Origin of the sequence: Secundilactobacillus yichangensis, assembly GCF_016861565.1 — a bacterium.
Taxonomy (GTDB): Bacteria; Bacillota; Bacilli; order Lactobacillales; family Lactobacillaceae; genus Secundilactobacillus; species Secundilactobacillus yichangensis.
Map to the genome: position 1 here is coordinate 1 of NZ_BOLK01000022.1, position 25261 is coordinate 25261.

26 protein-coding genes are annotated in these 25261 nt (G+C 43.4%); 14 read left to right on the top strand and 12 right to left on the bottom strand.

Annotated features, from left to right (window positions below; translation table 11 throughout):
• Window positions 1–2 precede the first annotated feature (2 nt).
• Window positions 3–107 carry an IS3 family transposase gene (locus JUE95_RS11800; RefSeq protein ID WP_268920899.1) on the top strand — a complete coding sequence of 35 codons (105 nt, stop codon included), beginning with the start codon at window positions 3–5 and terminating at the stop codon, window positions 105–107.
• 55 nt (window positions 108–162) lie between these two features.
• Here the strand turns inward: JUE95_RS11800 and JUE95_RS11805 are convergent, their stop codons facing one another.
• The 3 genes from JUE95_RS11805 to proB form a co-directional block, all read right to left on the bottom strand.
• Entirely contained in the window at window positions 163–513 is a 351-nt protein-coding gene (locus JUE95_RS11805; RefSeq protein ID WP_089121599.1) for a hypothetical protein, read from the bottom strand.
• A gap of 80 nt (window positions 514–593) precedes the next feature.
• Window positions 594–1856: a glutamate-5-semialdehyde dehydrogenase gene (locus tag JUE95_RS11810; RefSeq protein WP_203651939.1), complete on the bottom strand. Its 1263-nt coding sequence runs from the start codon at window positions 1854–1856 to the stop codon at window positions 594–596.
• Entirely contained in the window at window positions 1849–2685 is an 837-nt protein-coding gene (gene proB, locus JUE95_RS11815) for a glutamate 5-kinase (protein WP_203651988.1), read from the bottom strand. Before proB ends, JUE95_RS11810 begins: the two co-directional genes overlap by 8 nt.
• 575 nt (window positions 2686–3260) lie before the next feature.
• On the opposite strand from proB, the gene brnQ reads away from it, so the two are divergent.
• Window positions 3261–4631 (top strand): branched-chain amino acid transport system II carrier protein, encoded by a 1371-nt coding sequence (gene brnQ / locus JUE95_RS11820; protein ID WP_203651940.1) that lies wholly within the window; start codon window positions 3261–3263, stop codon window positions 4629–4631.
• A 131-nt stretch (window positions 4632–4762) separates the two neighbouring features.
• Here the strand turns inward: brnQ and JUE95_RS11825 are convergent, their stop codons facing one another.
• A complete protein-coding gene (locus JUE95_RS11825) occupies window positions 4763–4966 on the bottom strand; it encodes a hypothetical protein (protein ID WP_235995486.1) in 204 nt (67 codons plus the stop codon).
• Window positions 4967–4984: 18 nt separating this feature from the next.
• Entirely contained in the window at window positions 4985–5941 is a 957-nt protein-coding gene (locus tag JUE95_RS11830; protein ID WP_089121604.1) for a helix-turn-helix domain-containing protein, read from the bottom strand.
• A 384-nt stretch (window positions 5942–6325) separates the two neighbouring features.
• Between JUE95_RS11830 and JUE95_RS11835 the strand changes: the two genes are divergently transcribed.
• Entirely contained in the window at window positions 6326–7747 is a 1422-nt protein-coding gene (locus JUE95_RS11835; RefSeq protein WP_203651942.1) for an MFS transporter, read from the top strand.
• 28 nt (window positions 7748–7775) lie between these two features.
• The gene (locus tag JUE95_RS11840) at window positions 7776–9746 is read left to right on the top strand and encodes a glycoside hydrolase family 127 protein (protein ID WP_203651944.1); all 1971 of its coding nucleotides are present in this window, start codon (window positions 7776–7778) and stop codon (window positions 9744–9746) included.
• A gap of 65 nt (window positions 9747–9811) precedes the next feature.
• Here the strand turns inward: JUE95_RS11840 and JUE95_RS11845 are convergent, their stop codons facing one another.
• Window positions 9812–10384: an NAD(P)H-binding protein gene (locus JUE95_RS11845; RefSeq protein WP_203651945.1), complete on the bottom strand. Its 573-nt coding sequence runs from the start codon at window positions 10382–10384 to the stop codon at window positions 9812–9814.
• A gap of 206 nt (window positions 10385–10590) precedes the next feature.
• Here JUE95_RS11845 and JUE95_RS11850 point away from each other — a divergent pair, with 206 nt between their 5' ends.
• The 5 genes from JUE95_RS11850 (at window position 10591) to JUE95_RS11870 (ending at window position 14855) form a co-directional block, all read left to right on the top strand.
• Window positions 10591–11904, top strand: coding sequence for an NCS2 family permease (locus tag JUE95_RS11850; protein WP_308440908.1), 1314 nt, complete (start codon window positions 10591–10593; stop codon window positions 11902–11904).
• Between the two features lie 88 nt (window positions 11905–11992).
• Window positions 11993–12316, top strand: coding sequence for a MazG nucleotide pyrophosphohydrolase domain-containing protein (locus JUE95_RS11855; protein WP_203651947.1), 324 nt, complete (start codon window positions 11993–11995; stop codon window positions 12314–12316).
• Window positions 12317–12406: 90 nt separating this feature from the next.
• On the top strand, window positions 12407–12934 hold the full coding sequence (locus JUE95_RS11860) for a QueT transporter family protein (protein ID WP_203651949.1): 528 nt from the start codon (window positions 12407–12409) through the stop codon (window positions 12932–12934).
• Between the two features lie 173 nt (window positions 12935–13107).
• Window positions 13108–14166: an ABC transporter permease gene (locus JUE95_RS11865; RefSeq protein WP_203651951.1), complete on the top strand. Its 1059-nt coding sequence runs from the start codon at window positions 13108–13110 to the stop codon at window positions 14164–14166.
• A gap of 2 nt (window positions 14167–14168) precedes the next feature.
• Entirely contained in the window at window positions 14169–14855 is a 687-nt protein-coding gene (locus JUE95_RS11870; protein WP_203651952.1) for an ABC transporter ATP-binding protein, read from the top strand.
• A 43-nt stretch (window positions 14856–14898) separates the two neighbouring features.
• Here JUE95_RS11870 and JUE95_RS11875 read toward each other — a convergent pair whose 3' ends face one another.
• Window positions 14899–15273 (bottom strand): pyridoxamine 5'-phosphate oxidase family protein, encoded by a 375-nt coding sequence (locus JUE95_RS11875; protein ID WP_203651954.1) that lies wholly within the window; start codon window positions 15271–15273, stop codon window positions 14899–14901.
• Window positions 15274–15954: 681 nt separating this feature from the next.
• Window positions 15955–17409: a cardiolipin synthase gene (gene cls / locus JUE95_RS11880; protein ID WP_203651956.1), complete on the bottom strand. Its 1455-nt coding sequence runs from the start codon at window positions 17407–17409 to the stop codon at window positions 15955–15957.
• A gap of 90 nt (window positions 17410–17499) precedes the next feature.
• On the opposite strand from cls, the gene JUE95_RS11885 reads away from it, so the two are divergent.
• Window positions 17500–17655 (top strand): hypothetical protein, encoded by a 156-nt coding sequence (locus JUE95_RS11885; RefSeq protein ID WP_203651958.1) that lies wholly within the window; start codon window positions 17500–17502, stop codon window positions 17653–17655.
• A gap of 55 nt (window positions 17656–17710) precedes the next feature.
• On the opposite strand, the gene JUE95_RS11890 is transcribed toward JUE95_RS11885, so the two are convergent.
• The 3 genes from JUE95_RS11890 to JUE95_RS11900 all read right to left on the bottom strand — a co-directional run bounded on the left by JUE95_RS11890 (window position 17711) and on the right by JUE95_RS11900 (window position 20398).
• A complete protein-coding gene (locus JUE95_RS11890; protein ID WP_235995487.1) occupies window positions 17711–18628 on the bottom strand; it encodes a hypothetical protein in 918 nt (305 codons plus the stop codon).
• A 334-nt stretch (window positions 18629–18962) separates the two neighbouring features.
• Window positions 18963–19811 carry a DNA/RNA non-specific endonuclease gene (locus JUE95_RS11895; protein ID WP_203651961.1) on the bottom strand — a complete coding sequence of 283 codons (849 nt, stop codon included), beginning with the start codon at window positions 19809–19811 and terminating at the stop codon, window positions 18963–18965.
• Between the two features lie 113 nt (window positions 19812–19924).
• Entirely contained in the window at window positions 19925–20398 is a 474-nt protein-coding gene (locus JUE95_RS11900; protein WP_203651963.1) for an AP2 domain-containing protein, read from the bottom strand.
• 315 nt (window positions 20399–20713) lie between these two features.
• On the opposite strand from JUE95_RS11900, the gene JUE95_RS11905 reads away from it, so the two are divergent.
• From JUE95_RS11905 to JUE95_RS11915, 3 genes are all read left to right on the top strand, one after another.
• Complete coding sequence (locus JUE95_RS11905; RefSeq protein ID WP_203651965.1) at window positions 20714–21265, top strand: hypothetical protein; 552 nt, start codon at window positions 20714–20716, stop codon at window positions 21263–21265.
• A gap of 109 nt (window positions 21266–21374) precedes the next feature.
• Window positions 21375–22208: a phage integrase N-terminal SAM-like domain-containing protein gene (locus JUE95_RS11910; protein WP_203651972.1), complete on the top strand. Its 834-nt coding sequence runs from the start codon at window positions 21375–21377 to the stop codon at window positions 22206–22208.
• Window positions 22209–22312: 104 nt separating this feature from the next.
• Window positions 22313–22627 (top strand): hypothetical protein, encoded by a 315-nt coding sequence (locus JUE95_RS11915; RefSeq protein ID WP_203651974.1) that lies wholly within the window; start codon window positions 22313–22315, stop codon window positions 22625–22627.
• A 243-nt stretch (window positions 22628–22870) separates the two neighbouring features.
• Here the strand turns inward: JUE95_RS11915 and JUE95_RS11920 are convergent, their stop codons facing one another.
• Window positions 22871–23296, bottom strand: a complete 426-nt coding sequence (locus JUE95_RS11920; protein WP_235995488.1) for a GNAT family N-acetyltransferase — start codon at window positions 23294–23296, stop codon at window positions 22871–22873.
• Window positions 23297–24051: 755 nt separating this feature from the next.
• On the opposite strand from JUE95_RS11920, the gene JUE95_RS11925 reads away from it, so the two are divergent.
• Window positions 24052–25200 carry a D-alanyl-D-alanine carboxypeptidase family protein gene (locus tag JUE95_RS11925; RefSeq protein ID WP_203651976.1) on the top strand — a complete coding sequence of 383 codons (1149 nt, stop codon included), beginning with the start codon at window positions 24052–24054 and terminating at the stop codon, window positions 25198–25200.
• Window positions 25201–25261 lie beyond the last annotated feature (61 nt).

Sequence of the window (25261 nt, forward strand, 5' to 3'; positions counted from 1 at the left end):
TAATTAACCAGTATATTTATTGGTACAACAACGAACGTCTGCAACAAACACTAAATGGCATGACCCCGGAAAAATACCGAAATCATGCCATTCAAAATTGCGCATAAACTTTTAATTATTTGACTGTCCACTTGACAGGAGTCGAGCCCTGAGATCCCTTTTTCATTCCTGATTAACTTGAATATAATTTTCCTTCAAAACAGCGTTGGTATAGCGTTCCAAATCAGCTAACGCTTCCGGATCATCGTTTTGATGCGCAGCTTTACTTTCCGCGATCGCCCACTTAGCCAAATTATCCGTGATTGGTACAATATCCTGCAGAATATGCATTTTAGCCTGATCTGCATGTGCTTTACGAATGGATTTAAAACTTTCGTAATCGGTGATCAAGCGCAAATTATCGCCACTCGAAAATTCAGTTGACTCGAAAATAATGAAGTGAGATTTTTGGTTGGCTTCATCCATTTGCGACTTCAGCATATCCAATTGCTCAGGATTCGTTTTAATCGTCACGGCGCATCACCTCTTTACACTCATTTTAACAAATTTTCACTCTGTAAACGAGGTGCAATGAGGCCTTTAACGCTTTTTTACTATTTGCGGACCTGACCGTCACCATAAATAATGTACTTGGTTGAGGTCAACTCATGCAAACCCATTGGTCCTCGGGCATGCAGTTTCTGCGTACTAATGCCAATTTCGGCACCAAAGCCGAATTCAAAACCATCCGTAAACCGAGTGGATGCGTTGATGTAAACGCAGGCAGCATCGATCTGCTGCAAGAAACGCTGCCCGTTTTGGTAATTATCAGTGATGATGGCTTCGGAATGCTTCGTATTATGAGCATTAATGTGTGCAATGGCTTCGTCTTCGGAATCAACCACTTTAACCGCCATGATGAGATCATTATATTCTTCGTCCCAATCAGCAGCCGTTGCGGGCACCATGCTGGGTACGATGGCCCGAGCCCGTTCGTCACCGCGCAGCTGAACTCCCTGGTCCGCTAAAGCTGCTGCAATCACCGGTAAATACTTCTCAGCTACCGCACTGTGAATCACTAATTTTTCCGCTGCATTGCAAACAGATGGCCGCTGAACCTTGGCATTGACCGTAATATCAACTGCCATCTGCAATTCAGCATACTGGTCAACATAGATGTGACAGTTACCAGCACCAGTTTCAATCACGGGTACTTTAGCAGTCGTAATAACGCGTTGAATCAAACCACGACCGCCACGGGGAATCAACACATCCAGGTATTTGGTCAAAGCCATCATTTCATTGGCTACTTCGTGAGACGTATCATGCACCAGCTGCACTGCGTTTTCGTCCACGCCCAATTGTTTAAGAGCGCCTCGAAGAACATCGCTGATAGCGATATTAGTTTGAATGGCTTCCTTACCGCCACGCAGCATGACTGCATTACCGCTTTTATAACATAACGCAGAAGCATCAGCCGTCACGTTTGGCCGGGCTTCAAAAATAATGCCGATAACGCCTAGCGGTACCCGCTGTTTACCGATCATCAAACCGGCTTCGTTCTTCCACATTTTATCCACACTGCCGATGGGGTCAGCCAGCTGAGCCACCTGCCGCATGCCTTCTGCCATATCATTGATTCGGTCGGCCGTTAACGTCAGCCGATCCACAAAACTAGCTTTTAGGTCAGTTGCGTTAGCCAAATCCTGCTGATTTGCAGCTAAAATAGTATCAGAATGTGCAATTAACGCGTCTGCCATTGCCATTAAACCATCATTTCGCTGCTGGTTAGATAGTTGTGCCAACTGAGTTTCAGCCTGTTTTGCCAGCTGACCCATTTTTTCTAACTGAGTCAGATTAATCGTTTCGTTAGCCATGTTGAACAGCTCCTTTTTCCTCGGGAGTAAACCAGGTGCCAACTGGTTTACCAGCTAAAACATCCAAAATAACTGCCGGGTCTTTGCCGCTTGCCAGCACCATTTGACGGTTATCTTTCAGCATAATTTCCGCAGCTGTTAATTTGGTCACCATGCCACCCGTACCGTAACGACTCCCACGGCCGCCAGCGACTGCATACGTTTCATCGTCAATATGATGAATGGTTGAAATCAGCTGAGCATCATCGTGCTTAAGTGGATTTTGATCATAGAACCCCTCTATATCAGAGAGCATGATCAACAAATCAGCATCCACGTGAGTTGCTACAATTGCAGACAACTGATCGTTATCACCGAATTTGGTCCGGTGATCCATTTCATCCACCGCGATTGAGTCATTTTCGTTGACGATTGGAACAACGTGTCTAGCCAATAATTTATCAAAAGTATCCATCACATGCTGGTTGCTGGCTGGGAAATCAAACACATCGTGGGTCAACAAAAGCTGGCCGATGGTCTGATTATAGTGAGCAAATCGCTGGTTAAACATCGTGATCAGCTTGCTTTGGCCAATCGAAGCAAGCGCCTGCTGCTCACTGATCTCCTTGGGTCGCTCCTTCAGCCGAAGTGCGTTTAAACCGACTCCAATCGCACCAGACGAAACTAAAATAACTTCTTTTCCCTGTCCGCACAGCGTACTTAGTGCAAAGGCCAGTTGATCAATGACCTTCAAATTAAGTCCGCCACTAGGGTAAACCAAGCTACTCGTCCCAACTTTGACGACTAATCGTTTAACATTCATCTTTCGGTTACTGAGCTGAGCTCCCATACCTATCCCATCTTTCTGCTTCAAATCATTTCTCATTAAAACACCATTTCTTTATTACCCATCATTATTGCTTATTTTTCGGTTTTTGACAACTAATTGCAGCGAGTTTCTATCATCTATTATCATGAGATTAAACTGAGAGTAATGCCAAATTAAATTAAAATAATCTCATTTTATTCTTGACTTTTAATTTTAAATGACTATTATTATTCACATAAACAAGTTTCACACATATTTAAATAGTTTGATTAAAGACTATGCGTAGAAGAGTAGTCACTGGCAAGATTCACAGGGAGCCTCACTTAGTGCGACGAGGTAATCGACCCAGCGATGAAAGTAATCTACAAGTCGTGACCGCGACGAATGTTCGAAGTGGTCACTGGGAATGCGCCCATTACAGCAATGAAGTATCGTGGACCGACCGCGCATCGGCTCGCCGTACTTTCAAAGTCAATCATCGCGAGGTGGTTGAAAATTAAGGTGGTAACACGTCGATAACACGTCCTTAGCTTTTATAAGCTAGGGGCGTTTTTTATTACCCCATTGTTGCACCAAATTCACAGGAGGTTTTTTACATGAAAAAAACACTTTTAAGACGCGAGTATATTATTCTAGGTTCACTGTTATTTGGTCTCTTCTTCGGGGCTGGCAACTTGATCTTCCCAATTCACTTAGGACAGTTAGCTGCCGGCAACTGGGCACCTGCTACCATCGGATTTCTGTTAACTGCAATTCTGTTACCACTATTATCGATTCTTGCCATTAGTTTAACTCGTAGTAGCAGTGCCTATGACTTAGCACGACCAGCCGGGAAAGGCTTCGCACTCTTCTTCCTGATCATGATTCACGCCACACTAGGAATCTTGGTTGCCTCACCACGGACGGCTACCACGACCTTTGCCATTGGGATTCAGCCATTCTTGCCAAAGGCTTGGGATCAAATGGGATTATTGATTTTCTCATTCTTGTTCTTCGGCATCTCCCTATTACTTTCGTGGAACCAATCCAAGATCACCGATTACGTGGGGAAATTACTCAACCCAATCCTACTTGCTCTCCTAGCCTTCATCTTCTTTATGGCCTTCATCATCAAAGGTGATATCCGTCAAATCTCACTCTTCCCAACTGGCTCCGGTGCCGGCAGCAACCTCATTAACGGCTTCCTGCAAGGCTACAACACCATGGATGCCCTGGCCGGTTTAGGCTTTGGTGTTACAATCATTACCGCCCTCAAATTTTTTGGCATGAACGAAACCGGTGCCCGTTCAAAGGCGGTTGCTAAAGTTGGCGCTATCAGCATGGGACTTGAAGCCATCATCTACATCTTCTTGATTGCCCTTGGTGCTTCTAGTTTAAGTTACCTCAAGTTAAGTGCTGACGGTGGATCAGCATTCTCTGGCATCATGGCACACTATACTGGCATGGCAGGTATCGCCATTTTAGGTGCTGTTACCTTCCTCGCCTGCATCACTTCATGTATCGGTATGATGGCTGCCCTCTCTGAGGACTGGGGCCACCGTTTTCCAAAACTGGGCTACCACTTCTTCTTGACCATGAGTTCAATTGGTGCCTTCATCATTGCTAACTTCGGCCTCGATCAAATCATTACCTACTCCACACCGCTACTTAGCTTCATCTACCCATTAGCAATGTCTCTGATCTTCTTAGGTCTATTGCACCCATTCATTGGCAAGAATACGTTTATTTACAAAACGACGATCATTTTGACCTTCATTCCAGCCTTTCTGGATGCTATCCATACCTTACCGCCATTCTTTGCTAACATGGGCTTCTTCAAAGCCATCAACGCAGGCGCTGGTAACATTATTCCGCTCTTCAACCAAGGTTTGGACTTCTTCCCATTCATGCTGATTGGGATCTTAGGCAGCTGGGCAATTACGAAGCTCTTCAATCTTCAGCCATCCGCTAGCCTAGAGAAGAAATAACTAGGTTTACTTCTATAGATAATGTCACATAGTTTCAATACCTCCAAACACACATAGCGATTAAAAAAAGTGGCCCTCAAAAGCAGTTACTAAACTGCTTTTGAGGGCCACTTTTTATCTATTATGACTGCTTATCCTTTATGACGATTACCGCGCCTATCTAACGAAAAACTGATGTAAATCAGCAGTAAAACCACCCCTGCTCCAAAAATCGTTGTTAGGTTATTAGGAATTTGGTGCGATTTTACGGCCCAGGCAATCCAAATCAAAATAATTTGAAGCGCCCAAGAAACGATGGATTGACCCGCAAAGTGTTTGGTAAATAAATTCATCATGTATGCTTCCTTTCATTGTTATTCTGGGATACTGCCGTTTTCCGGAATATAGTCAATTGAATCTGCAATCCGTTTAGGTATTGGAATCTGTGGATCAACGTGCGGATTGTTTAAATGAATTAAGTTATAGGATTTTCGATACTCAGATGGTGAAAGTCCCATCTCGCTTTTGAACCGGCGCATGAAAACTTTCGGATCATTGAAATACGAGTTGTAAGCAATCTCCTTGATCGACATTTCGGTTCTGATCAACAGCAGCGTAGCCACTTCGATTTTAATGTGGTTGAGGTACTTTAACGTTGACATTCCCGTACAGCGTTTGAATAACCGAGTTAAGTAGTCCGGATTAAGATGAACTTTTTCGGCAATTTCAGCTACCGTCAGCGTATTTGAGATGTTGGCACGAATCCATTCTTTAACGTAGTCAATTCGTGAACTTTCATCGTCGCTTAAATCAAAATGATGCCAATAAGAATTGTACAGTTGAATCAGCAAAGCTGATACCAGATAATCCCGTTCTTCAATGAAGGAAAGTTCATTGTGAATCGACAAAATTTGGTGAATCAAAATCGTGGTCTGCTCGTAGTCGACTAGCTTGAATTGCATTGGCAGATACAGCTGCTTATCAGTGTGGTCACTATCTTTATTTTGAATCTTTAAAAACAGTTCCTGCGCTTGGACATTCAGCATTTTTTCCTGCTGCTGTGAGAAAAAGTGAAGCCAATAAAAGTCAACGTTAGATGAATTTTTGTAGCCAACCATTGTTGTAAACGGTGGGACGATCAGAATTTCGTTTTGATGTAACGTCAACCGGTCATTGCCAATCTGCAGATAAAGGGGATCCTTGATACAAAAAATAAGTTCGTAGTCTCCTTTGTGAAACATTTCTTTATGTTTCCAAGGACCATTGGCCTTAAATTCACCACCCTTGTAATATAAAAGCGTTTTTGACAAGGTAAATGTTGAAAATAACACAATAAAAACCTCCTATCGTGTCAGTCGGAAATCGTCACCAAAAGTTTAAAACAAATATCAATTCTAAAAGTCGGAAACTATCACTATTTGTCGAAAACAGTAATATGTAAACGCTTCAACCGTCATAAATTATACACAAAATTAAGTCTAAAATATTAGTTTAGTCGGATTTAGTAACTCTTTCTGCCATTATAGCCCTTTTTTGATCGTTTGAAAACGCTTACTATTTAATTGTGCACAGAAACTTAATCCGGATTTGGAAGAAGGTACCAAATTTGAAATCGTTTGCAATTGTGTTTTAGCGAGCATTTCAAAAAGAGTTAGCAATTTTTAGGTTTATTTTTAAGGACCAAAGTACCACTATAAAATTTGGGGGTTTTAATTATGAGCGCAAATGCAAATCACGTTGATCCAAACGCCAACGCTGCCAGTGAGTTGCTTAATAACGACCGGTTACCCTGGCACCGGAAAATAACTTATGGCTTTACCGATATGTCTGGGAACTTGCTTTACTGTATCATCAGTAGTTACATGCTGTATTTCTTCACTAACGTATTCGGCATCGGTGTTGGTACTGCTGGGGGACTGTTACTCCTAGGACGGTTCTTCGATGCAATTGGGGCACCTGTCATGGGGATCTTGGTTGACCACACCCACAGTAAATATGGTAAGAGCCGGCCTTGGTTCCTATGGATGTCATTGCCATTTGCCGTCTTTGTTTGGTTGCTGTTCACCACACCTGCTCTGAGCGGAACCGCAAAGATTCTCTATGCGGGTGTCATGTACATTTTAGCCGACTTGTCCTATACCGCTATGTCGACACCAATTACGTCAGTTTTACCTAACCTGACCTCTAATTCTGATGATCGGATGGCTGCCAACTCTATCCGGCTGGTTTTAGGTAACGTCGGTAACTTCTTCGCCGTTACTTTCATCATTCCATTTGCCGGCTTACTGGGTCATGGTAACGAGCAGCGCGGCTGGTCATTGGCCGTTGGTGTTTATGCCATCGTTGCCTTTATCCTACTGATCATTGCTTTCTTCGATATGCGTGAAAAAAACATTGAAGAAGAAAAAATCATTACAATCAGGGAAAGTTTGAAAGCTACTAAGGGAAACTGGCCATGGATTCTGATCGTATTGGCTAACTTAACTTACTGGACAGCCTTCATTGTCCGTAACTCAGCACTGCCATATTATTTCCAGTATAATTTAAACGACAAAGGTTTAATTTCATTCTTCAACGGCTTCTCCATTATCCAAGTCTTAGGGATGGCATCCGTACCGTTCTTCGCTAAATACTTACACAAATGGGGCACGACAGTCTTCATGCTTGGCTTAACAATGGTTGGTCAAATTTGGATGGGCTTCGCGGGTACTAACGTTACCTCAGCTTTAATCGGCTGGTGCATCGCATGTATTGGTTCTGGTAGTGCCTGCACGATGTTCTTCGCCATGGTTGGTGATACCGTTGATTTTGGTGAATGGAAGACCGGCATCCGGGCTAACGGCTTCTTAACTGCCATTGGTGCTTCATTCTGTATTCAAATGGGTTCCGGCTTTGGTTCCTTCATCGCTTCAATGATCATGAAGGCCTTTGGTTTTACCGCTGCTCGTGCTCACCAGACAGCAGCAAGTTTAACTGGTATTCACGTTTCCTTTATCTGGGTTCCCGTAGCTATTTACGCCATTAGCTTGATTCTCATGGTCGTCTACCGTAAGTGGGAAAATCATGAACCAACTGTTAAGGCTGACTTAGCTAAACGAAACGCAGAAAAAACCCAAACTGCTGAAAGTGCTAACTAATTAAGAGAATTGAAAGGAAGGAATTACAATGCAAGTTTTTACAACGCCCAAATTAAAACACGTGGAAATCACCTCTGATTTTTGGAAACGTTATCGCGAACTCGTCGTTAAAGAGGTCTTACCTTACCAGTGGCAAGTGATGAATGATGAAGCTGATATTGCAATCGCGGAAGATCCGCAAAATAATGGTCAAGACAAGAACAGTCACGCTGTTGCCAACTTGAAAATTGCCGCCGGTAAAATGAAGGGCCACCATTATGGTTTCCCCTTCCAAGATACCGACGTCTATAAGTGGCTGGAAGCTGCCGCATATTCTTTCAGCTATCATCCGAATAAAGATTTAAAAAAGATTACCGATGAGCTAGTTGATCTGATCGCTGAAGCACAGGATGACGATGGCTACTTATCTACCTACTTTCAAATTGACGCGCCAGAGCGAAAGTTCAAACGCCTGCAGCAGTCTCATGAGCTTTACACCATGGGCCATTACATTGAAGCCGGCGTAGCCTACTACCAGGAAACCGGTAACCAAAAGGCCTTAGATATTGCCACCCGTATGGCTGATTGCATTGACCGCAACTTTGGCCTTGATGATGGCAAGATTCCTGGCTACGATGGCCATCCTGAAATTGAGCTCGCATTAGCTCGTCTATACGAAGTCACTCATGCCAAAAAGTACCTGGAATTAGCCCATTACTTTTTGAATCAACGTGGCCAAGATCCAGAATTCTTTGAAAAACAGATCGAAGCAGATGGAAAAACGCCAGATCGTGATTTAATTCCGGGCATGCGCGCCTTCAAGCGTGAATATTACTTGGCTGCACAGCCGATCAAAGATCAAAAGGTGCCTCACGGACATGCCGTCCGGGTCGTTTACCTGTGTACTGGGATGGCCTACGTTGCCCGTTACACACATGACCAAACCTTGCTTGATGCCTGCGACCGATTCTGGAACGACCTAGTCAAACGGCAAATGTACGTGACCGGTAATATCGGCCAAACCACCACTGGTGAAGCCGTCACTTACGATTACGATTTACCTAACGACACTGACTACGGCGAAACCTGCGCATCCGTTGGAATGTCATTCTTCGCTCGGCAGATGCTTTCAATCCGGGCAAAGGGTGAATACGCTGACGTTCTGGAAAAGGAACTCTTTAACGGCGCTTTAAGCGGTATGGCGCTAGATGGTAAACACTTCTTTTACGTCAATCCACTGGAAGCAGATCCCGCAGCCAGCAAAGGTAATCCCGGTAAGTCTCATGTACTGACCCACCGGGCTGACTGGTTCGGCTGTGCCTGCTGTCCTGCTAACCTAGCACGGCTCATTACATCAGTTGATCAGTACCTTTACACGGTGACTGAGGACAACACGATTTTATCTCACCAGTTCATTTCTAATGATGCTCAGTTTGATGACGGTATCGAAATTAATCAAAGTAACGGTTTCCCTTGGAATGGCGATATCCACTATGAGATTAAAAATCCTAATGGCCAAACCTTTAAATTAGGTCTCCGAATTCCGAGCTGGTCGGCTGACTTTGGTTTAGAAGTTAACAGCAAAGCTGCTACCCAACCAGTCAAAGATGGCTTTATCTACTTTGATATTACTGACAAGTCGACAACGATTGATCTTTCATTGGATATGCGCGTGAAGTTCATGCGGGCAAATAACCGTGCCAGTGCTGACTTCGGTAAAGTTGCGATTCAGCGTGGCCCAATCGTATACGCTGCTGAACAAGCCGATAATCCAGCCCCTCTTTGGACCTATGAAGTGGACACCAAGACAAAGCCAAGCAGTGCTTATGAGGATAAACTGCTAAACGGTGTTGAAGTGGTTAAAGTCAACGCTAACCAGGTACAACTTGATAGTGATGACGGTCCTCTGTATACGGAAGAATCCGACCAATCCATCCAGTCAACTGAGCTGACCTTAGTGCCCTATTATGCATGGGCTAACCGTGAAAATGGCCAAATGTGCGTTTGGTTAAATAAGTAAATCAGTTAATTAATGACAAGAAGCCTCCCGAAACAGATTTGTTTCGGGAGGCTTCTTTGTTGACGCTATTTTCCCACCACTGCAATTGATTGATTGATATGCGTGCCATTTTGAAGTTCATCAGCTACTACCCGCGCAAATGCGGCTTCAGTTACAGGTTTATCTGGCACTGGCTGTCCTTCGTTGATCAGTTGAACCTCACCTTCACCGTTTTGATCATCGATAATAGGTCGTAAAACCGTATACGGCATTTCAGTTTCATCCACGATTTTGATCCCGTAGCGCTGCTGTTTGAGAAATTCATCAACGTCGGCGACTCCGGGATACGTCAACGTGTCAGTGACTTCCTCATCAATTCCGGCAACGGACCTCATGACAGTTCTAACCTGTTGCTGTTTTTGTCTGAGCGCCGTAAAAACGGCCTCTAACTTCCAATCGACGTCCATCCCAGTGAAGTCAGAATAAATAACGTCAACACCTGAAATAACGTCTAAATACGTGGCTGCCTTCCGCGCGTCACCGTGAAAATCAGCGGTTTTATCCATCTCGGAAAAACCGATAACCGTCATCTCTGTGAGCTGTTTAGCCACCAATTGAGCAACCGGTTGATCGACTCCCAAAATTAAACACTTTGTCATGTCTCTAACCTCGTTTCGTTAATTTCGGTATTTACTTTACACTATTTCGTAACTCTTTTCTTAGACAATATACGAACATTCATTTTTTAAAATAAATATTATTCGTATATTGCAAACGATATAAAATAATGTTACTATAATATCTGGTTTCTTTAAACGAAACACGAACATTATAGCAATTATTTTAGATAGGGGAGTTAATTCTTATGGGCCAAAAAATCGCGTCATACTTTCAGTTCGATGAGTTAGGGACATCATATAAGAAGGAATTCCTAGCAGGTTTGACCACTTTTATTTCGATGGTCTACATTCTTTTCGTTAACCCCAACGTTTTAGGGGTTTCTGGCATGGACAAGGGGGCTGTCTTCACTGCCACCGCCTTAGCTAGTGCTTTTGGCTGTTTCTTAATGGGAATCGTTGCCAAATATCCGATTGCCATTTCTGCTAGTTTGGGGATCAACGCTTTCTTCTCATACACCGTTGTTTTGGGAATGAAGATTCCTTGGCAAACAGCCTTAGCTGGTGTGTTTGTTGCTTCTATCTTATTCATGATTCTAACCGCGTTTAAGATTCGTGAGATGGTGGTTGACGCCATTCCTCGTGATCTAAAGATGGCCATCAGTGCCGGTATTGGGTTATTCATCGCCTTCATCGGTTTAAGTGATGGCGGCTTAGTCACTGCTAACAAATCAACGATTGTTGGTCTGGGCTCACTGCACGTTGGTTCTACTTGGTTAACCATTATCGGGTTGATTATCACCATTATTTTGATGAGTGCCAAGGTTCCCGGTGCCATTTTTATCGGTATGGTCATTAACGTAATCATCGGACTAGCAACTGGTTTGATTCACGCTCCTACCCAATGGGTCTCCGGTGTACCAAGCTTACATTCCACTTTTGGTGTCGCGCTGATGAACGTCGGTCACATTAATACCCTGCAGTTAGCCGTGGTCGTACTAACGTTCTTGCTGGTCACCTTCTTTGATACCACTGGAACGCTGGTTGGTTTAACTGAACAAGCCGGCATCGTTAAAGACAACAAGATTCCACGTATTGGCCGCGCTTTGGCAGCCGATTCCACCACAATGGTCGTTGGTTCACTGCTAGGAACTTCACCAATGGGTGCCTTCGTTGAATCATCAGCTGGTATTGCGGTTGGTGGCCGTTCCGGATTCACCGCTGTGGTCGTAGGAATCTTCTTCCTATTAGGTTCATTCTTCTCGCCACTGCTGACCGTGATCACTAGTCAAGTAACCGCTCCAGCTTTAATTATCGTCGGGACCTTAATGGCGCAATCTTTGAAGAACATTCACTGGGAAAAGTTTGAAGTTGCCGCCCCTGCCTTTTTAATCCTAGTTGGGATGCCGCTAACCTACAGTATTTCTGATGGGATTGCTTTAGGCTTCATTACTTATCCGCTATCAATGATCGCAGCTAAGCGCGGCAAAGAAGTCAGCCCGATTATGTACGGTTTAGCCGTCGTCTTCGTCATCTTCCTCTGGATTTTGCAAGCTGGCTAATGTGGTACAATTCAATTATTAGAATAAAACGGCGGTTCCCTTTGGTGGGAACGCCGTTTTAAATTTCCTGGGAAATGAGGCAATTTTTGTGACTATTCAAGAACACCAAGCATGGGTCAAACAGTTTTACGAAAGCCGTAACTGGTACCGGTTCAATCCCCTGATCCGGATGAACTTTTTAACCGAAGAAATGGGGGAACTCACACAGGTCGTCCGGACGATTGAACTTGGTCGGGATCATCCCGGCGAACATCAAGCTACTCCGGAGGAACTCCGTAACCACCTCAAGGAAGAATTATGCGACGTTTTTGATCAGGCCCTGATTCTCTGCAGTAAATACGATTTAGATCCTGCTGAGGTTTTTCAGTATGGTGAAAATAAGTTAAAACGGCGGTTTGATTCTAAAGACTAACTTGAAATTAGGCGATAAATACGGTAATGTATACCACTGTTGTATAAACAGCACTCATTCAAATATCTCAAAACGGAGGAAGAATTTACGATGAATTCTAAGACAACTCGCTTCGGCATCAACTCGGTGGCAGATATCGCCAAGGTTGCCGTTATCGCTGCACTCTATGTCGTTATTACGACGGTCTTGGCAGCCTTTAGTTTTGGAGCTGTACAGGTACGTCTGGCAGAAATGCTTAACTTATTGGCGATTTATAATAAACGTTATGTGATCGCCGTCCCACTGGGGGTTGCGATTTCTAATTTAGCTTCACCCAACGGTATTATCGACGTTATTTGGGGCAGCTTATCTACTTTTGTCACCATGCTAGTGCTTTACTATGTGGCTAAGCATATTTCCAACTTCTATGGTAAATTAGTGGCTGGTGTTTTGATCGTCACCTTTTCAATGTTTACCATCGCGCTGGAACTGGCCTGGATCGGTAACGCGGCCTTTTGGCCAACTTTCTGGATGGACTGGGGCACCATTGCCATTGGTGAATTCATTTCACTGACAATAGGCGCAATCCTGCTCGTACTGATGGGTTTACGAATTGATTTGAATAAATTATTTGATTAGCACCAAAGATGCTAAGTTTAATAAATAACCGGCTATCATCGATTGATCAATGATAGCCGGTTATTTTGATTTCCACAAAATAGTCTTAAGTACTTCCAGTTGAAGCAAAACCTAAAATGACTTATGGTTACATCAGCGAGAAAATGCAGCTACACAGTAAGGAGAGACGCGCTATGTTTCTGGCTTTGAAAGAAATCAAAAAGGAAAAATTTCGTTCGGGTCTAATTATCGCCATGATTATACTGATCAGTTATCTGATCTTTATTCTTACCAGTCTGGCGCTGGGACTGGCCCGCGAAAACACTGATGCAATCAATTCATGGGGCGTTGCCAAGATCACCCTGAGTTCGAACGCTAACGTGGATATGCGTCAGTCTTTTCTAACTAAAAAGCAAGCGGGAACCCTGACCAAAAATGAAGCTTATTTGGGTGAGACTCCCGTCGTTGCTGAAGCCAAGGGGCATAAGCAGCAGTCAGCCTTTTTTGTCGGCCTAAAAAATAGCCAGTTTATTGCCAAAAACATTAAACTTGAAAGTGGTCATCGGGTCCGCCATCCTCACGAAGTAGTCGTGGATGATTCCCTAAAACTAAAGGGCTATCAGCTTGGCGATAAGTTTAAATTAAACGATGATCAAACTAAGTTCACCATTGTTGGCTTCACGAAACGCGCCAAACTCAATGTGACGCCAGTGCTATATGGCCAACTAGGAACGTGGCGAACGCTTCGCGGCATCAAAATGGGGCCTGTCACCAGCGTGGTGGCTTCTAAAAATAGTCAGTATCAGTCTCACCAAGATGGTACCAAAACTTACACTCGCAAACAGATCATCAATAAACTACCAGGCTATCAGGCACAAATTTTAACCTTCGTGCTGATGATCGGTTTTCTAATGATTATCTCAATGATTATTATTGCGGTCTTCCTTTATATCTTAACGATGCAGAAATTGCCAAATTACGCGGTACTTCGTGCCCAAGGCATTCCCAGCAGAGTACTGGTCAGTGCAACTATTAGTCAATCGATTTTACTGGTGGCAAGCGGCTTGATTATCGGCACGCTCCTCACTGCCGTTACGGGCTTGGTCATTCCAGCGCAGGTACCAATGGCGTTTGATGTGCCCCTTTTAGCAGCGGTTGGTTTGGGAATCCTGGTCATGGCATTAGTCGGCAGCTTGATCCCCGTGAAGACGGTTTTGAGCGTTGACCCGGTTTCAGTCATTGGAGGTGAGTGATGATGAGTGCTTTTTCTGTTAAAAACGTTAACCAAATTTTTGGTTCAGGCACGGCTAAAGTACACGTTTTGCACGATGTAAATTTTGAAGCCGAATCCGGCACCTTAAGTTTGATCATGGGCCCCTCTGGCTCAGGCAAAACCACTTTTTTAACCATTGTCGGCGGTCTGCTGACACCAACTAGCGGTACGGTCACTATCAACGGGATCGATTATAATCAGCGGTCAAAAAAGGAACGTGACGCGCTTCGCTTAGACGCCATCGGCTTTGTGCTGCAGGCCTATCATTTATTGCCTTATCTAACCGTTGCGGATCAGTTTACCTTAGTGGATAAGGTAAAACCCAAAGGTAATTTAGCTAAAAATGAGCTCGATTCGGTACTTGAAACCTTGGGCATCAAAAACCTGCTGCATAAATATCCCAGTGAATTATCTAGCGGTCAGCAGCAACGGGTAGCCATTGCGCGGGCCCTTTACCCCGATCCAGCAATCATCTTAGCAGACGAACCTACGGCTGCTTTAGATGGTCCGCGGGTAAAGGCCGTGGGCAGTCTTCTGAAAAGTCTGGCTATCGATCATCACAAGGCAGTCGTCGTTGTTACTCACGATTCTCGGTTGATTGAATTTACAGATCACTTATACGAAATGCGAGACGGCGTACTAACAAAACAGCCTATCACAAAAGAGTAGTTAAAAGGGCTCACGCTAAATTTTAGCGTGAGCCCTTTGTCTGTTACAGTAATTGTTTTGCAGAAGTTGGGGTAATTTCTAATACTTTACGAATAAACGGATACTTAGCTTTAACCTGTTCAAACTCTGCGCCGTTATCTATAAATTTAGCCGTTCCTGTCAAGCGGAAACCAGTTCCTTGATACCCATCGCGTCCTTCGACTTCTCGGGCACCAACCGTGAATAAAACTTGGTCATTTTGTGCTAAATCCTTTTCAGCATGGGTAAAACCAGCTGCTGGAATCAAAATCCGTTCGTCGTCAGTTACGGTGAGATACGAATTCCAAGTGTTTGTAATGTGTGGTTCTTCAGGCGTCCACGTAACAACGGAAACAACACCTTCGTGGTTTAAAACGTCGTGAAATTTTTCGGTCAGCATGTTTATTCCTTCTTTATATTATGTCTTATTCCGATAATATATTAAGCGGGGTGGTCTGTCAAACGATGTGCTTTTTTACATAGCCGAAACGGGCTTTGGCAGGCAGACAGCTATTCTTTGCCACATAGCCGAAACGTGCTCCAGCAGGCAGACAGCTGCATGTAAGGTAATCCTCTCACAAACCCGAGACCCATGGGTTTATGAGAGGATTACCTTACACTCCGCTATCTTAACGCCTGCCTCCACACTCTGTACAAAAAAGCCGTCCCCCAACAATCGTTATCAGGGAAACGGCTCCTGTATCTAAACCGGCCGCAAACTTCACGACCCTTTCGTACCTGTAGAAGGTTATCGACCAACAAATGGTAAATCTTGGATCTTAACCGTCGGGATTCGTACTCTTGTCGGCTCGAGGGTTACCATCGAATACCGATTCCATCTCCTGTTATTCGATGCCTCAATTCTCATTTTAGCAGCCTAACAAGGAAACAGCCTATTACCCGTTTAGTTCTACTCTCAGCTCGATTGGTCTAGCATCACTAAACACCGAGCTTCTGTTACTTCACAGCAACGATACTACGTTCAAAGCTAATTGGTCTTATCTAACCTTCCAACATTATAATAGCTTATTTTGTAACCGATTACAAGAAATATGATTTACTTTTAGGCAATTAAATTGGCCTATAAAATTGGCGACAATAACCGACAAAAGCTCTGCTTAAATCGCAGATATCGTGACTGATTATCAAAATCTTCAGCAGTCATTAACCGGCTTAGACGCTGATCTTCCTCAAATAAATCTGCCAATTTCACGGCTAGTTTTTCATCGTATAAAAAGGCGTTCACTTCAAAGTTCAGCTTAAAACTGCGGTAATCCATATTAGCTGAACCAACTGAAGCTAAGCGGTCATCCACCACCATGGTTTTTGAGTGCAGGAAACCGTGCTCATAATAGTAAATTTTAACGCCATCGTTAGCTAGTTCATGAGCGTAGTACTGAGTCGCCCGGTAAACGAAGGGATGATCCGGCATTTGAGGAATCATAATACGCACGTCAACTCCCGCCATTACAGCAATCCGGATAGCGTCCATCACACTGTCATCCGGGATCAAATATGGTGACTGAATCCAAACACGCCGCTTGGCCGATTGGATCAGCCTAATATAGCCCATTTTAATTTGCTGCAGATCAGAATCTGGACCACTGCTGACGATTTGCATGTTGGTATCACCCTTGACATGGGTTAATGGGAAATAGCGGTTTTCAACGTGGTCCGCCGGAAGCAAACTCTCTGAAGCCGTAGCATTCCAATCCAAAATGAACCTTCCTTGCAGGCCAAAAACCGCTGAACCGGTAATCCGTAAATGGGTATCGCGCCAATAGCCAAATTTTTTACTTCTGCTTAAATATTGATCACCAATATTGAAACCGCCCACGTAACCAACCTTGCCATCCACAACCACGATCTTCCGGTGATCACGAAAGTTCAGCCGAAAATCCATGATGGCTGAACGAGCTAAGAAGGGTTCAGCATAGCCACCAGCATTTAGCAACGGTCTGAAAAACGACCTAAAGGCGCCTAATGAACCAAAGGGATCATAGATCACACGGACTTCAACACCAGAACGGGCTTTACGTACCAGCAAGTCACGAATCTGTTGACCGATTCGATCGTTCTTGAAGGCATAGAATTCAATATGAACACTACTTTTAGCCCGTTCAATATCCTCAATCATCTGGTGGAACAACTGCTGACCATCCGCAATAATGCGCACCCGATTTTTCCGTGCCAAGAAAGCATGATTAGCCGTCTGAAACATGGTGACCAAAGACTTAACTGAATTAGAAACTAAATCGGCTGGTAAGTCTTCATTACCTAATTCCTTGCGCTGCTCGGCCAGCAGTGCATCCAGTTGCAGCTGCACATCACTTTTAACCTTAAACAGTTTATTTTTCGGTAACTGCCGACCCAAAAAAGCGTAAATCAGAAATCCGACCACGGGCAGCAAGAAGAGAACTAACAACCAAGCCCAAATAGCGACAATATCCCGTCGTTGCCGAAAGATAATAATCATTGCTAATATAACGTTGATGAGATAAACACCCTCACCAATCATCGTCAAGGTAATATTCATAGAATTCTCCCTCTTAGCCTTCTAATTGTGATACTATGGTGAAAATTATAGCACACGCAACACTGCTAGTTCCTAGAAAGGAAGTTTCACATGTTCACTACACTTGTTCCCGCAATCTACGGCATTCATGGCCTCGGTACCATCCGTATCTTTCACTGGTTATTTCGTGAAAATCCCGTGATTGGTTTCGGCTTTTTGTTCGCCATTATTCTCTATGGTATCTATCGCTACAATAACCGCCGTTAAATACACAAAAGGTGACTTATCCGTGCAAAAGCACGAATAGTCACCTTTTTAACTTCTAATAAACAGTTGTTGAAACTAACACTTCTGGGCTGTGATTGCTTAATAAGTAACCGTGACCGCTGCCATCAAAGGTAAGGCCTTCGGTTTCCCGTTTAGGCGATAATTCAGACCAGTTAAACGAGTGGTTCGTTAATGAACCGTGACCCTTTAGCCGTTTAGCAGGAAAACTAGCAACGGAATCGTCAGAAACTAAGTACAGTCGGCTACGTTTAGGATTGTAGCCCATACTTTGAACGTGGGTGCCGGGCAAATGTCTCAGCATTTGATCCGTTCTTCTAAAAATAACGTGGTGCCGTGAAATTTTGCCCTTATAAATATTGGCACCATTACCAGGATTACTCCAAAAATAAGCATTGCCATATTTGTCAAAGGTCAACGAATGACCGCCATGGATAAATCCGTGAGACACTAAATGGAAGCTGATCGCCCGGTCTGGTTTCAACGTCTTGGTACTAATGTGTTGAATATAGCCGCCCATGGATGTCGGCTGTCCCGACTTAGTTTTGTTATCCCGCCACATATAAAGGGAATGCTTTTTTAAATTATAAGCTAACGACTGACCATGACCGGTATCAAACAAACGACCAGCTTTAATGGCCCGCTGAAGGTCTTTTTGCTTAGCCGAATATTTACCGTCATGTTTAACGTAAACTGACTGCAGCAGCTTGGGATCTTTATTGACGCCTAACTGTGCTAAGCGCTTTGTATCGAAGCGAACGATCCGGCCCCGATTTCGGTTACTGGTTAAGCAATAAACGATGTACATATAACCGCTTTTAGATAAAGCGATCGACTGCGGATTACCCCAGTGTTCGTGATGTTTACCAGGATACGGCAGCAAATACTTGGTCTTAAAAGTCACCTTTCGGCCGCGAACTGCCTTTATCTGATTAACCCTATGAGATTTCCGCATATGGGTAAATCTTCTAGCGACTTTAACATATTTTACTTTCGAATTATTAAGTACTCGCATTCTTGATGGATGGTTAATTAATGCTGTAGAACGTTGGTGATATACCTTAACTGAGGCATTTGCTACAAGTGATTGTCCTAAAATAAAACAAGCGACAAAACTAATCACCCCTAAAATAAACCGTTTCAAGTTGTTCCCCCCAAATTAAGATCTTTTTCAAATTTTTAAAACATACATTTCTATAATAAAGCAAAATGTCTTCATGACTCAATAAAATCTTAAATTTTTTTAAAGTTAAGTCCATTAATGCTTCATTTTCAAAATAATTCAGCAGTTAGTTCGCGTTAGATACGACTGAACGGCCAGTCGCATAATCAATTTTAGCGCCTGGCTGAATATTGAAGATGTAAACGTTAAACCGAATCGCATTGTTCCCAATTGACTGTGCCTGCATTTGAACACCACGCGCTAATAGCTCATTATTCCGAAAAACGGGTGTCACGCGATAGCGCACGTAGTTTGCCGGACTCAACTTCAGATACGTTGCCACCTGAGTCTCGTAATCTTCCATTCCGGGCGAATTAAGTGATCTGGTTCCCGTCATCAAATTCTTAGCGTTGTTGTTTTGACCAGTGAACTGATAGCCAATCAAATGGCTGCGGTTATAAAGCCAGTCGGTTTTACCCTGATATGTAAACCGCTTATTATGCCAGCCAGTAGGATCCACATACAGTGGCTCTCGCTGGGAATGAGGCATCAATGATTTTGAGAGTAATGCGTCGGCGCCGGTCACCCGGTTATACTCGTCCAGATGATGGTATGCCTGCCATGGTCCCTTAGCGGTACTCAGGTCCGCTTTGGTAAAGGTCGGCACCCCGTTATTGACCTTAACGACCTGCTGACCTTGATAGTTGAGCTCTGCTAGTTGAGCCGTACCGTTAGCCTTAGTCTGGCCATCCGCGTGGGGTTGGTTAGTGGTACTGATTGATTGATGGCCCTTGAAAGCTTGAATCACTGAGCTGGCTTTTTCCTGCAGTGCTGTCTGGCTGCTTGCTGCGGTGGTTGAATCAGGTTTTGAATGATTGCTATTTCCCGTGGCAGAAATTCCTGCAATAATCGCTACCGCAATCACCAGCCAAGTAAAGAATGAATTACTATTACGCATACGTCGCCTTCTTGGCATTTTTTTAGCCTCCTAAATGTCTATTAATTTCAGTTTACCAATAAACATATGTTCGGTCTAGTGCACAATTAAAAAAGCTCACTGCATCGGCGATCAATGCGGTGGGCGATTGGTTAATCATTCATTTCTTTAACTTTAAAATACTGCTGTTCTGCTTGACGACGCAGTTCAACTGCTTCTTCAAAAGATCGGGTAGCCCGGTTTAAAACGTAGCGTCCATGATACATTAAGCGGGCAATGTACGTCCCTGACTTCTTATCAAACGAAACGCCGATCACACCGGTATGGTTCCGTTTGGAACGAATCAATGATGAGTAACCAATACCATTTTTATCCACCAGAGCCCCGCCTTGTGCGTTAATAAAACTTTCGTTATGCTGCGCATTCCTGCGAGAAACTTCCCGTCTCAGACAGCCGCAGCTTCGGGTAATCCCCTTTCTCAAAGCATAGCCTTCAACAACTACTCGTTTACCGCAATCGCACTGGCATAGCCAACAAACGTTGCCGTTTCGTGCGACAGTTTTCGCACGTTGTTCTACAACTAAACGTCCAAACCGTTGATGTGTCAAATCAATACAGTGGCTCATTAAAGATCCTTCCCTTCATTTCTAATAAAATCCCCCACGGCAAAAGCTAAATGATTAATGTGATTAACCATTCATTCCTCTTACGATGTGATATCCCCCAATTCATGCCCTTATTATATAACGACTTCTTTAAGCAATGTTTCTCACTTTTTACTAATTTTTTAAAAAAATTGGTAATCTTTTCCCCGTGTTATATCATTTTCGCGTCTAAATTACCATCACTTTCTTTGGATATTCTTAACTTCACCCCAAATACTTGCGCTACCCTGACTTCCACTGCTATACTCGATTCACATAATAATGAGGTGATTAGCAATGAAAAGATCCCGAATAAAGGTCATGTTATTAAGTCTTGTCGCTGTTTTAGCAATCTTTCTAACAGCTTGCGGCAGTAAATCCGCAAATAACAAATCGAATGAACAGGCTAGCTTTAAAAACGAACCCGCAACCACTAAGCACACGGATGTCAAATCGACTATCCTATCTGGGGATGGTTTCTGGTACTTAGCGGGAAAAATCAACCACAAGAGCAACTCCGGTATTGAAGCCATTGCTTTTGACAAAAATTCTGGTAAAGCAACGATGTACAACGTTGATAAGTTCTACAAATCTTACAGTGCTGCCAAAAACGCTAAAGCGTTGAACAAGGAAGGCACCGTGAAGTATACCTTCACGACAAATAAGCAGAATCAAACGATGATTAAATTATCCGGGAAGCTGTCCGGCATTGATATGACTCAAACCGTCACGGTCAAAGATACGACTAAGGGTACTAATAAGGCCACTAAACTGCATCTAAGCGGCTATCACGCCGTTCGTGACGTTGATATGGATAAAACTAACGTTGTTTTTGTAGAAAGTAACTAAGTGAATTAATCATTTACAGTCAAAAGCCTGCCCCATGCGAACTAATCGCTATGGCGCAGGCTTTTGACGTATAATAAACGTAAATTATCGTTTCAAGGAGGGTGGCAACTTGTCACATGCTAACGCGTATCCATACCAAGAAGTATTTGAACGTTATCTCAACCGGCAAGAGCTGGCCGAGCCCACCATTACCGAATACCGTTCTGTGTTAACTGACCTATTCAACTTTTTGAGTAATTTTAACGCCGGTTATCAAGCTGATCACCGGGTCGCAACGCTGCTGGATCGAGATATTGAACAGTACTTAGCCATGCTGGTCAATCAGCGGGAAGTCACTAATGGCACATATAATAAAATGCTGTCACACATCAATATTTACTTTAAATACCTCTTTACCCATGACTTGATCACCCATTACCCAACACTGACGCTAAAGGGTAAATCACATGATGACCTAAAGGCACCGACCACCAAGTGGCTGCACCTTATGCCAGCCATTTTAGCTAATCAGCAGCTTGCCGTTTATACGCGCTTGACGCTGCTACTTTCCAGCCGCTACTACACCATCTCGGAGTTTTTAACGCCCGGGTTCTATCAGCAGCTAAATACCGCTAATTTTAATACTGATGAACAGGTTTTCTGGAAAGAATATCAGCAGTTTATTCGCCCTCTGCAGGAACGTCAGCACAGCCAAGATCTATTTTTAAAACAACGGTTAGCCGGTGATCCGCACCTCACGGCAGCCGGCCTGCATAAGTACTTAAAACCAGACGAAAAGCTGCTAGGCTTCGCCTTAACACCAACCCGCCTGTATCAAAGTGCCGTCCTCGATTTCTTGTTGCAGCACTCTAATTTAAACGATCAGCAGCTCAGCAAACAATTGCGGTTAGATCCGCAATCACTGAATTATTACCGGCAGCTAGCAATGCAATATCGTGGGTAAGCAATTTTCTTCATGATGGGGCTAATAAGGCTGCATTTTTCAGTCCTTCTCACTGCATTTCGGGAAGCTTTACGGTATGATAAGGGAAAAGGAGTGTGGTTTTTATGGCAAAGAAGACGGTTACTGTTGATTTCGCGAAACTAGCTAACCAGCGGGCTGAATTTGTAAAGGAAAATCCTTGGCTGATTCCTGCTGGTTTAGCCATTCAGATGATCCCACTGGCACTGTTGATTCATGGTCATGTCAAAACTAATATCTACAAAAAGAAACTCCAAATTGAACGTGAAAAAACGAAGCAATTAACACTTCAGCTTCAAACAGAACATCCCCACGGACATGGTCACGGTCATCATCGGCACCATTCGCGGCATGATGATGGCTACCATAACTTTGAACCCACAGCACCGCGACAATTATAGGCAACATGAGTGTGTGACAAAACTCGGTAGATTCCAGAATTTAACCACAATAGTGCCTGTCCCGGCGAACTTTGTCGGGACAGGCACTATTGTGGTTAAATGGCCGGAATCTGAGTTTTAGAGCACGATTAGACTATATTAAAGAGTTGAACTAAAATACGATCATAACAAATTTTAGCTAATAGGTTGATTAAAATACTTACCAACATCAACTTATGGCACAACCTGATTTTTAATGTCCTACTATTCCCTTTTAATCATATCAATCAATGTATAATTAGCGGGCACTGCAATTCGATCTTCACGCCTGATTGCAAAACCTTCACCAGCATAAAACTTCAGTGCCGCTTCATTAGCGATCACGCATTTTAGCGTTAAAGTCCCCACTGCTTCTTGACGTAGCCGTTGAATCAACGCGTGGCCAACACCCTGATACCTAAACTCCGGCGCGACAAATAGTAAATGCACGAAATCCATTACGCGCATAAGACTGGCAAAACCAGCAATCTGCCCGTTTATCTCCGCCACAAAAATCGCTTCACCGCTTGAATCATGGTTAAAATCCTCGAGACTCGGTTTAGCAACCCACGGAAAATAGAGTTCGCGATCGCGCAAATAAATGGCTGCCACTGTTGGACGTTCATTCGGTTTCATTGGTCTTACTTTCACTCAGCCATCGCCTCCTCCTATTTCACAAGATGAATTATTCTTTACTACGGCATGCTCCATGCCAGATTTATTTCTAATTTTGTAACTTGTTTTTTGTCTACCTAATTATTATATGCGATAGCACAAATATAGGCAATTTATCACTGCCTTAAGGGGGACAGCCTTTCCCCCTACAACTGTCATATGAATCTTCACCAACAAATGAATCAGGCAAAATTAAAAACTATTACTGATTTGTTATTGATTAAATTACATTTTAATTATTAATAACAATAACGGTTATTCTTTTGTTGAAATTCCGGCTAAAAGCAGTTGAAAAACCACTGATTAGGGACTATAGTAGCTTCATACCAAATAACCTAATAACCAATCTATATTCTCTTCATAACCATAATTATGGTTAAACTGAATATTCTCAAGAGACGGCCACCCACTAAGGCGGTCGTTTTTTGTGACTACTCACAAATAGTATATTATTTCCTATAGTAATAATATTTTATTACTTATTTATAATTGATAAGAACCCCAAATAATCTTTTTTAGTCATCTTTGCCATAATTTAACTTTTCTTTGACTCTTTTTAGAGTTATTTTCTGCTATACTAGTTTCAGTTTTTGTGTCATGGAGGTGTAACTGTCATTTTAAATACTCACACAAAACAACGCGTATCTCGCTTACTGATTGTACTGACCTGCTTGCTGATAGCCTTCGCACCAGCTAGTCTTAGTTTTGCAAAAAGTAAAAAGAACGCCCAAATGTCTGATTATAAAAAAGTAAAATCAGCCTATGTTATGGACGCTAAAAGCGGTCAAACACTTTACGAAAATCATTCTAACAAAGAACTGCCCATCGCTAGTCTATCGAAGATGATGACCCTGTACTTAACCACTCAGGCAATCAAACATCACCGACTTAACTGGAATGATAAGGTGCCGGTTGATCATCAGTTAATCAAGATGAGTAAAAGCTACAGTTTAGGTTCCTTTAAAATTAAACACTCTAATCAATATACCGTCAAACAGCTCTATCAAGCGGCACTTATTGCTTCCTCTAATTCGGCTGCCATCGCCCTTGGAAAAGCGGTTACTCACGGGGATAATGCGAAATTCATTGCCATGATGAATAACCAAGCCAAGGCTTGGGGCATTGATGCAAACTTCGTCAGCAGCTCCGGTTTGGACAACACTGATTTAAAGCACTATGGTTATCAACTTGATGGCACGTCGAAAAAGGCCCAAAACTTGGTCAGTGCCAAGGCGATTAGTATCACCGCGCAACATTTGATCAAGGCCTTTCCGCAAATTAGTCAGTGGAGTAATAAAGCCAGCTATAAGTTAGGCAGCCAAACATTGGTCAACGCTAACTCAATGCTGAAACCCGGTTTCTATTACCGTGCCAGCAACCACTTAACCGGCCTTAAAACTGGCTATACCGAAACTGCCGGTTTATGTTTAACGGTAACGTACTGGCGCAATGGCCGTGAATTAATTGCGACTATCATTGGTAGCCAAAGTACCTTCTCCGCGATGAATGGCTTGATTACGCACTTGGACAAAACAGTGCGCAGCAAACCCGTTACTGAATCTTCAAAAGCGTACGCTATTAAGGGGCACAAGGTAACCGTTAATCCGGCTGAAAAGCAAACTCGCGTGTGGTATCGCATCGGCCAGGACCCAAAGAAAATTACGGTAACCAACCAGTTAATCACCAACCGTTTACCCGTAAAGAAGGGTCAGCCAGTTACAAAAACGAGCTTTAATCACACTGGCTTACCCGGTGAAACAACCCAGACTGGTACCGCGGCTAAGACAGTGACCAAGCCAACTGCCAAAAAACAGAATCACGCTAATTGGTTTAGTCAGCTGTTTGCTGGTATTGGCAGAACTTTTTCACAAATTTTCTAATCTTTGGTTAGCCGTTTGGCTTCACTAATGATGATGTAACTCACCTAGGCTTAACGGCCGA

Coding starts and splice junctions, on each gene's coding strand:
- JUE95_RS11810 (WP_203651939.1), bottom strand. CDS start 1,856: ATGGCTAACGAAACGATTAATCTGACTCAGTTAGAAAAAATGGGTCAG.
- proB (WP_203651988.1), bottom strand. CDS start 2,685: ATGGGAGCTCAGCTCAGTAACCGAAAGATGAATGTTAAACGATTAGTC.
- brnQ (WP_203651940.1), top strand. CDS start 3,261: ATGAAAAAAACACTTTTAAGACGCGAGTATATTATTCTAGGTTCACTG.
- JUE95_RS11825 (WP_235995486.1), bottom strand. CDS start 4,966: ATGATGAATTTATTTACCAAACACTTTGCGGGTCAATCCATCGTTTCT.
- JUE95_RS11835 (WP_203651942.1), top strand. CDS start 6,326: ATGAGCGCAAATGCAAATCACGTTGATCCAAACGCCAACGCTGCCAGT.
- JUE95_RS11840 (WP_203651944.1), top strand. CDS start 7,776: ATGCAAGTTTTTACAACGCCCAAATTAAAACACGTGGAAATCACCTCT.
- JUE95_RS11845 (WP_203651945.1), bottom strand. CDS start 10,384: ATGACAAAGTGTTTAATTTTGGGAGTCGATCAACCGGTTGCTCAATTG.
- JUE95_RS11850 (WP_308440908.1), top strand. CDS start 10,591: ATGGGCCAAAAAATCGCGTCATACTTTCAGTTCGATGAGTTAGGGACA.
- JUE95_RS11860 (WP_203651949.1), top strand. CDS start 12,407: ATGAATTCTAAGACAACTCGCTTCGGCATCAACTCGGTGGCAGATATC.
- JUE95_RS11865 (WP_203651951.1), top strand. CDS start 13,108: ATGTTTCTGGCTTTGAAAGAAATCAAAAAGGAAAAATTTCGTTCGGGT.
- JUE95_RS11870 (WP_203651952.1), top strand. CDS start 14,169: ATGAGTGCTTTTTCTGTTAAAAACGTTAACCAAATTTTTGGTTCAGGC.
- JUE95_RS11875 (WP_203651954.1), bottom strand. CDS start 15,273: ATGCTGACCGAAAAATTTCACGACGTTTTAAACCACGAAGGTGTTGTT.
- cls (WP_203651956.1), bottom strand. CDS start 17,409: ATGAATATTACCTTGACGATGATTGGTGAGGGTGTTTATCTCATCAAC.
- JUE95_RS11885 (WP_203651958.1), top strand. CDS start 17,500: ATGTTCACTACACTTGTTCCCGCAATCTACGGCATTCATGGCCTCGGT.
- JUE95_RS11890 (WP_235995487.1), bottom strand. CDS start 18,628: ATGCGGAAATCTCATAGGGTTAATCAGATAAAGGCAGTTCGCGGCCGA.
- JUE95_RS11895 (WP_203651961.1), bottom strand. CDS start 19,811: ATGCCAAGAAGGCGACGTATGCGTAATAGTAATTCATTCTTTACTTGG.
- JUE95_RS11900 (WP_203651963.1), bottom strand. CDS start 20,398: ATGAGCCACTGTATTGATTTGACACATCAACGGTTTGGACGTTTAGTT.
- JUE95_RS11905 (WP_203651965.1), top strand. CDS start 20,714: ATGAAAAGATCCCGAATAAAGGTCATGTTATTAAGTCTTGTCGCTGTT.
- JUE95_RS11915 (WP_203651974.1), top strand. CDS start 22,313: ATGGCAAAGAAGACGGTTACTGTTGATTTCGCGAAACTAGCTAACCAG.
- JUE95_RS11925 (WP_203651976.1), top strand. CDS start 24,052: ATGTCTGATTATAAAAAAGTAAAATCAGCCTATGTTATGGACGCTAAA.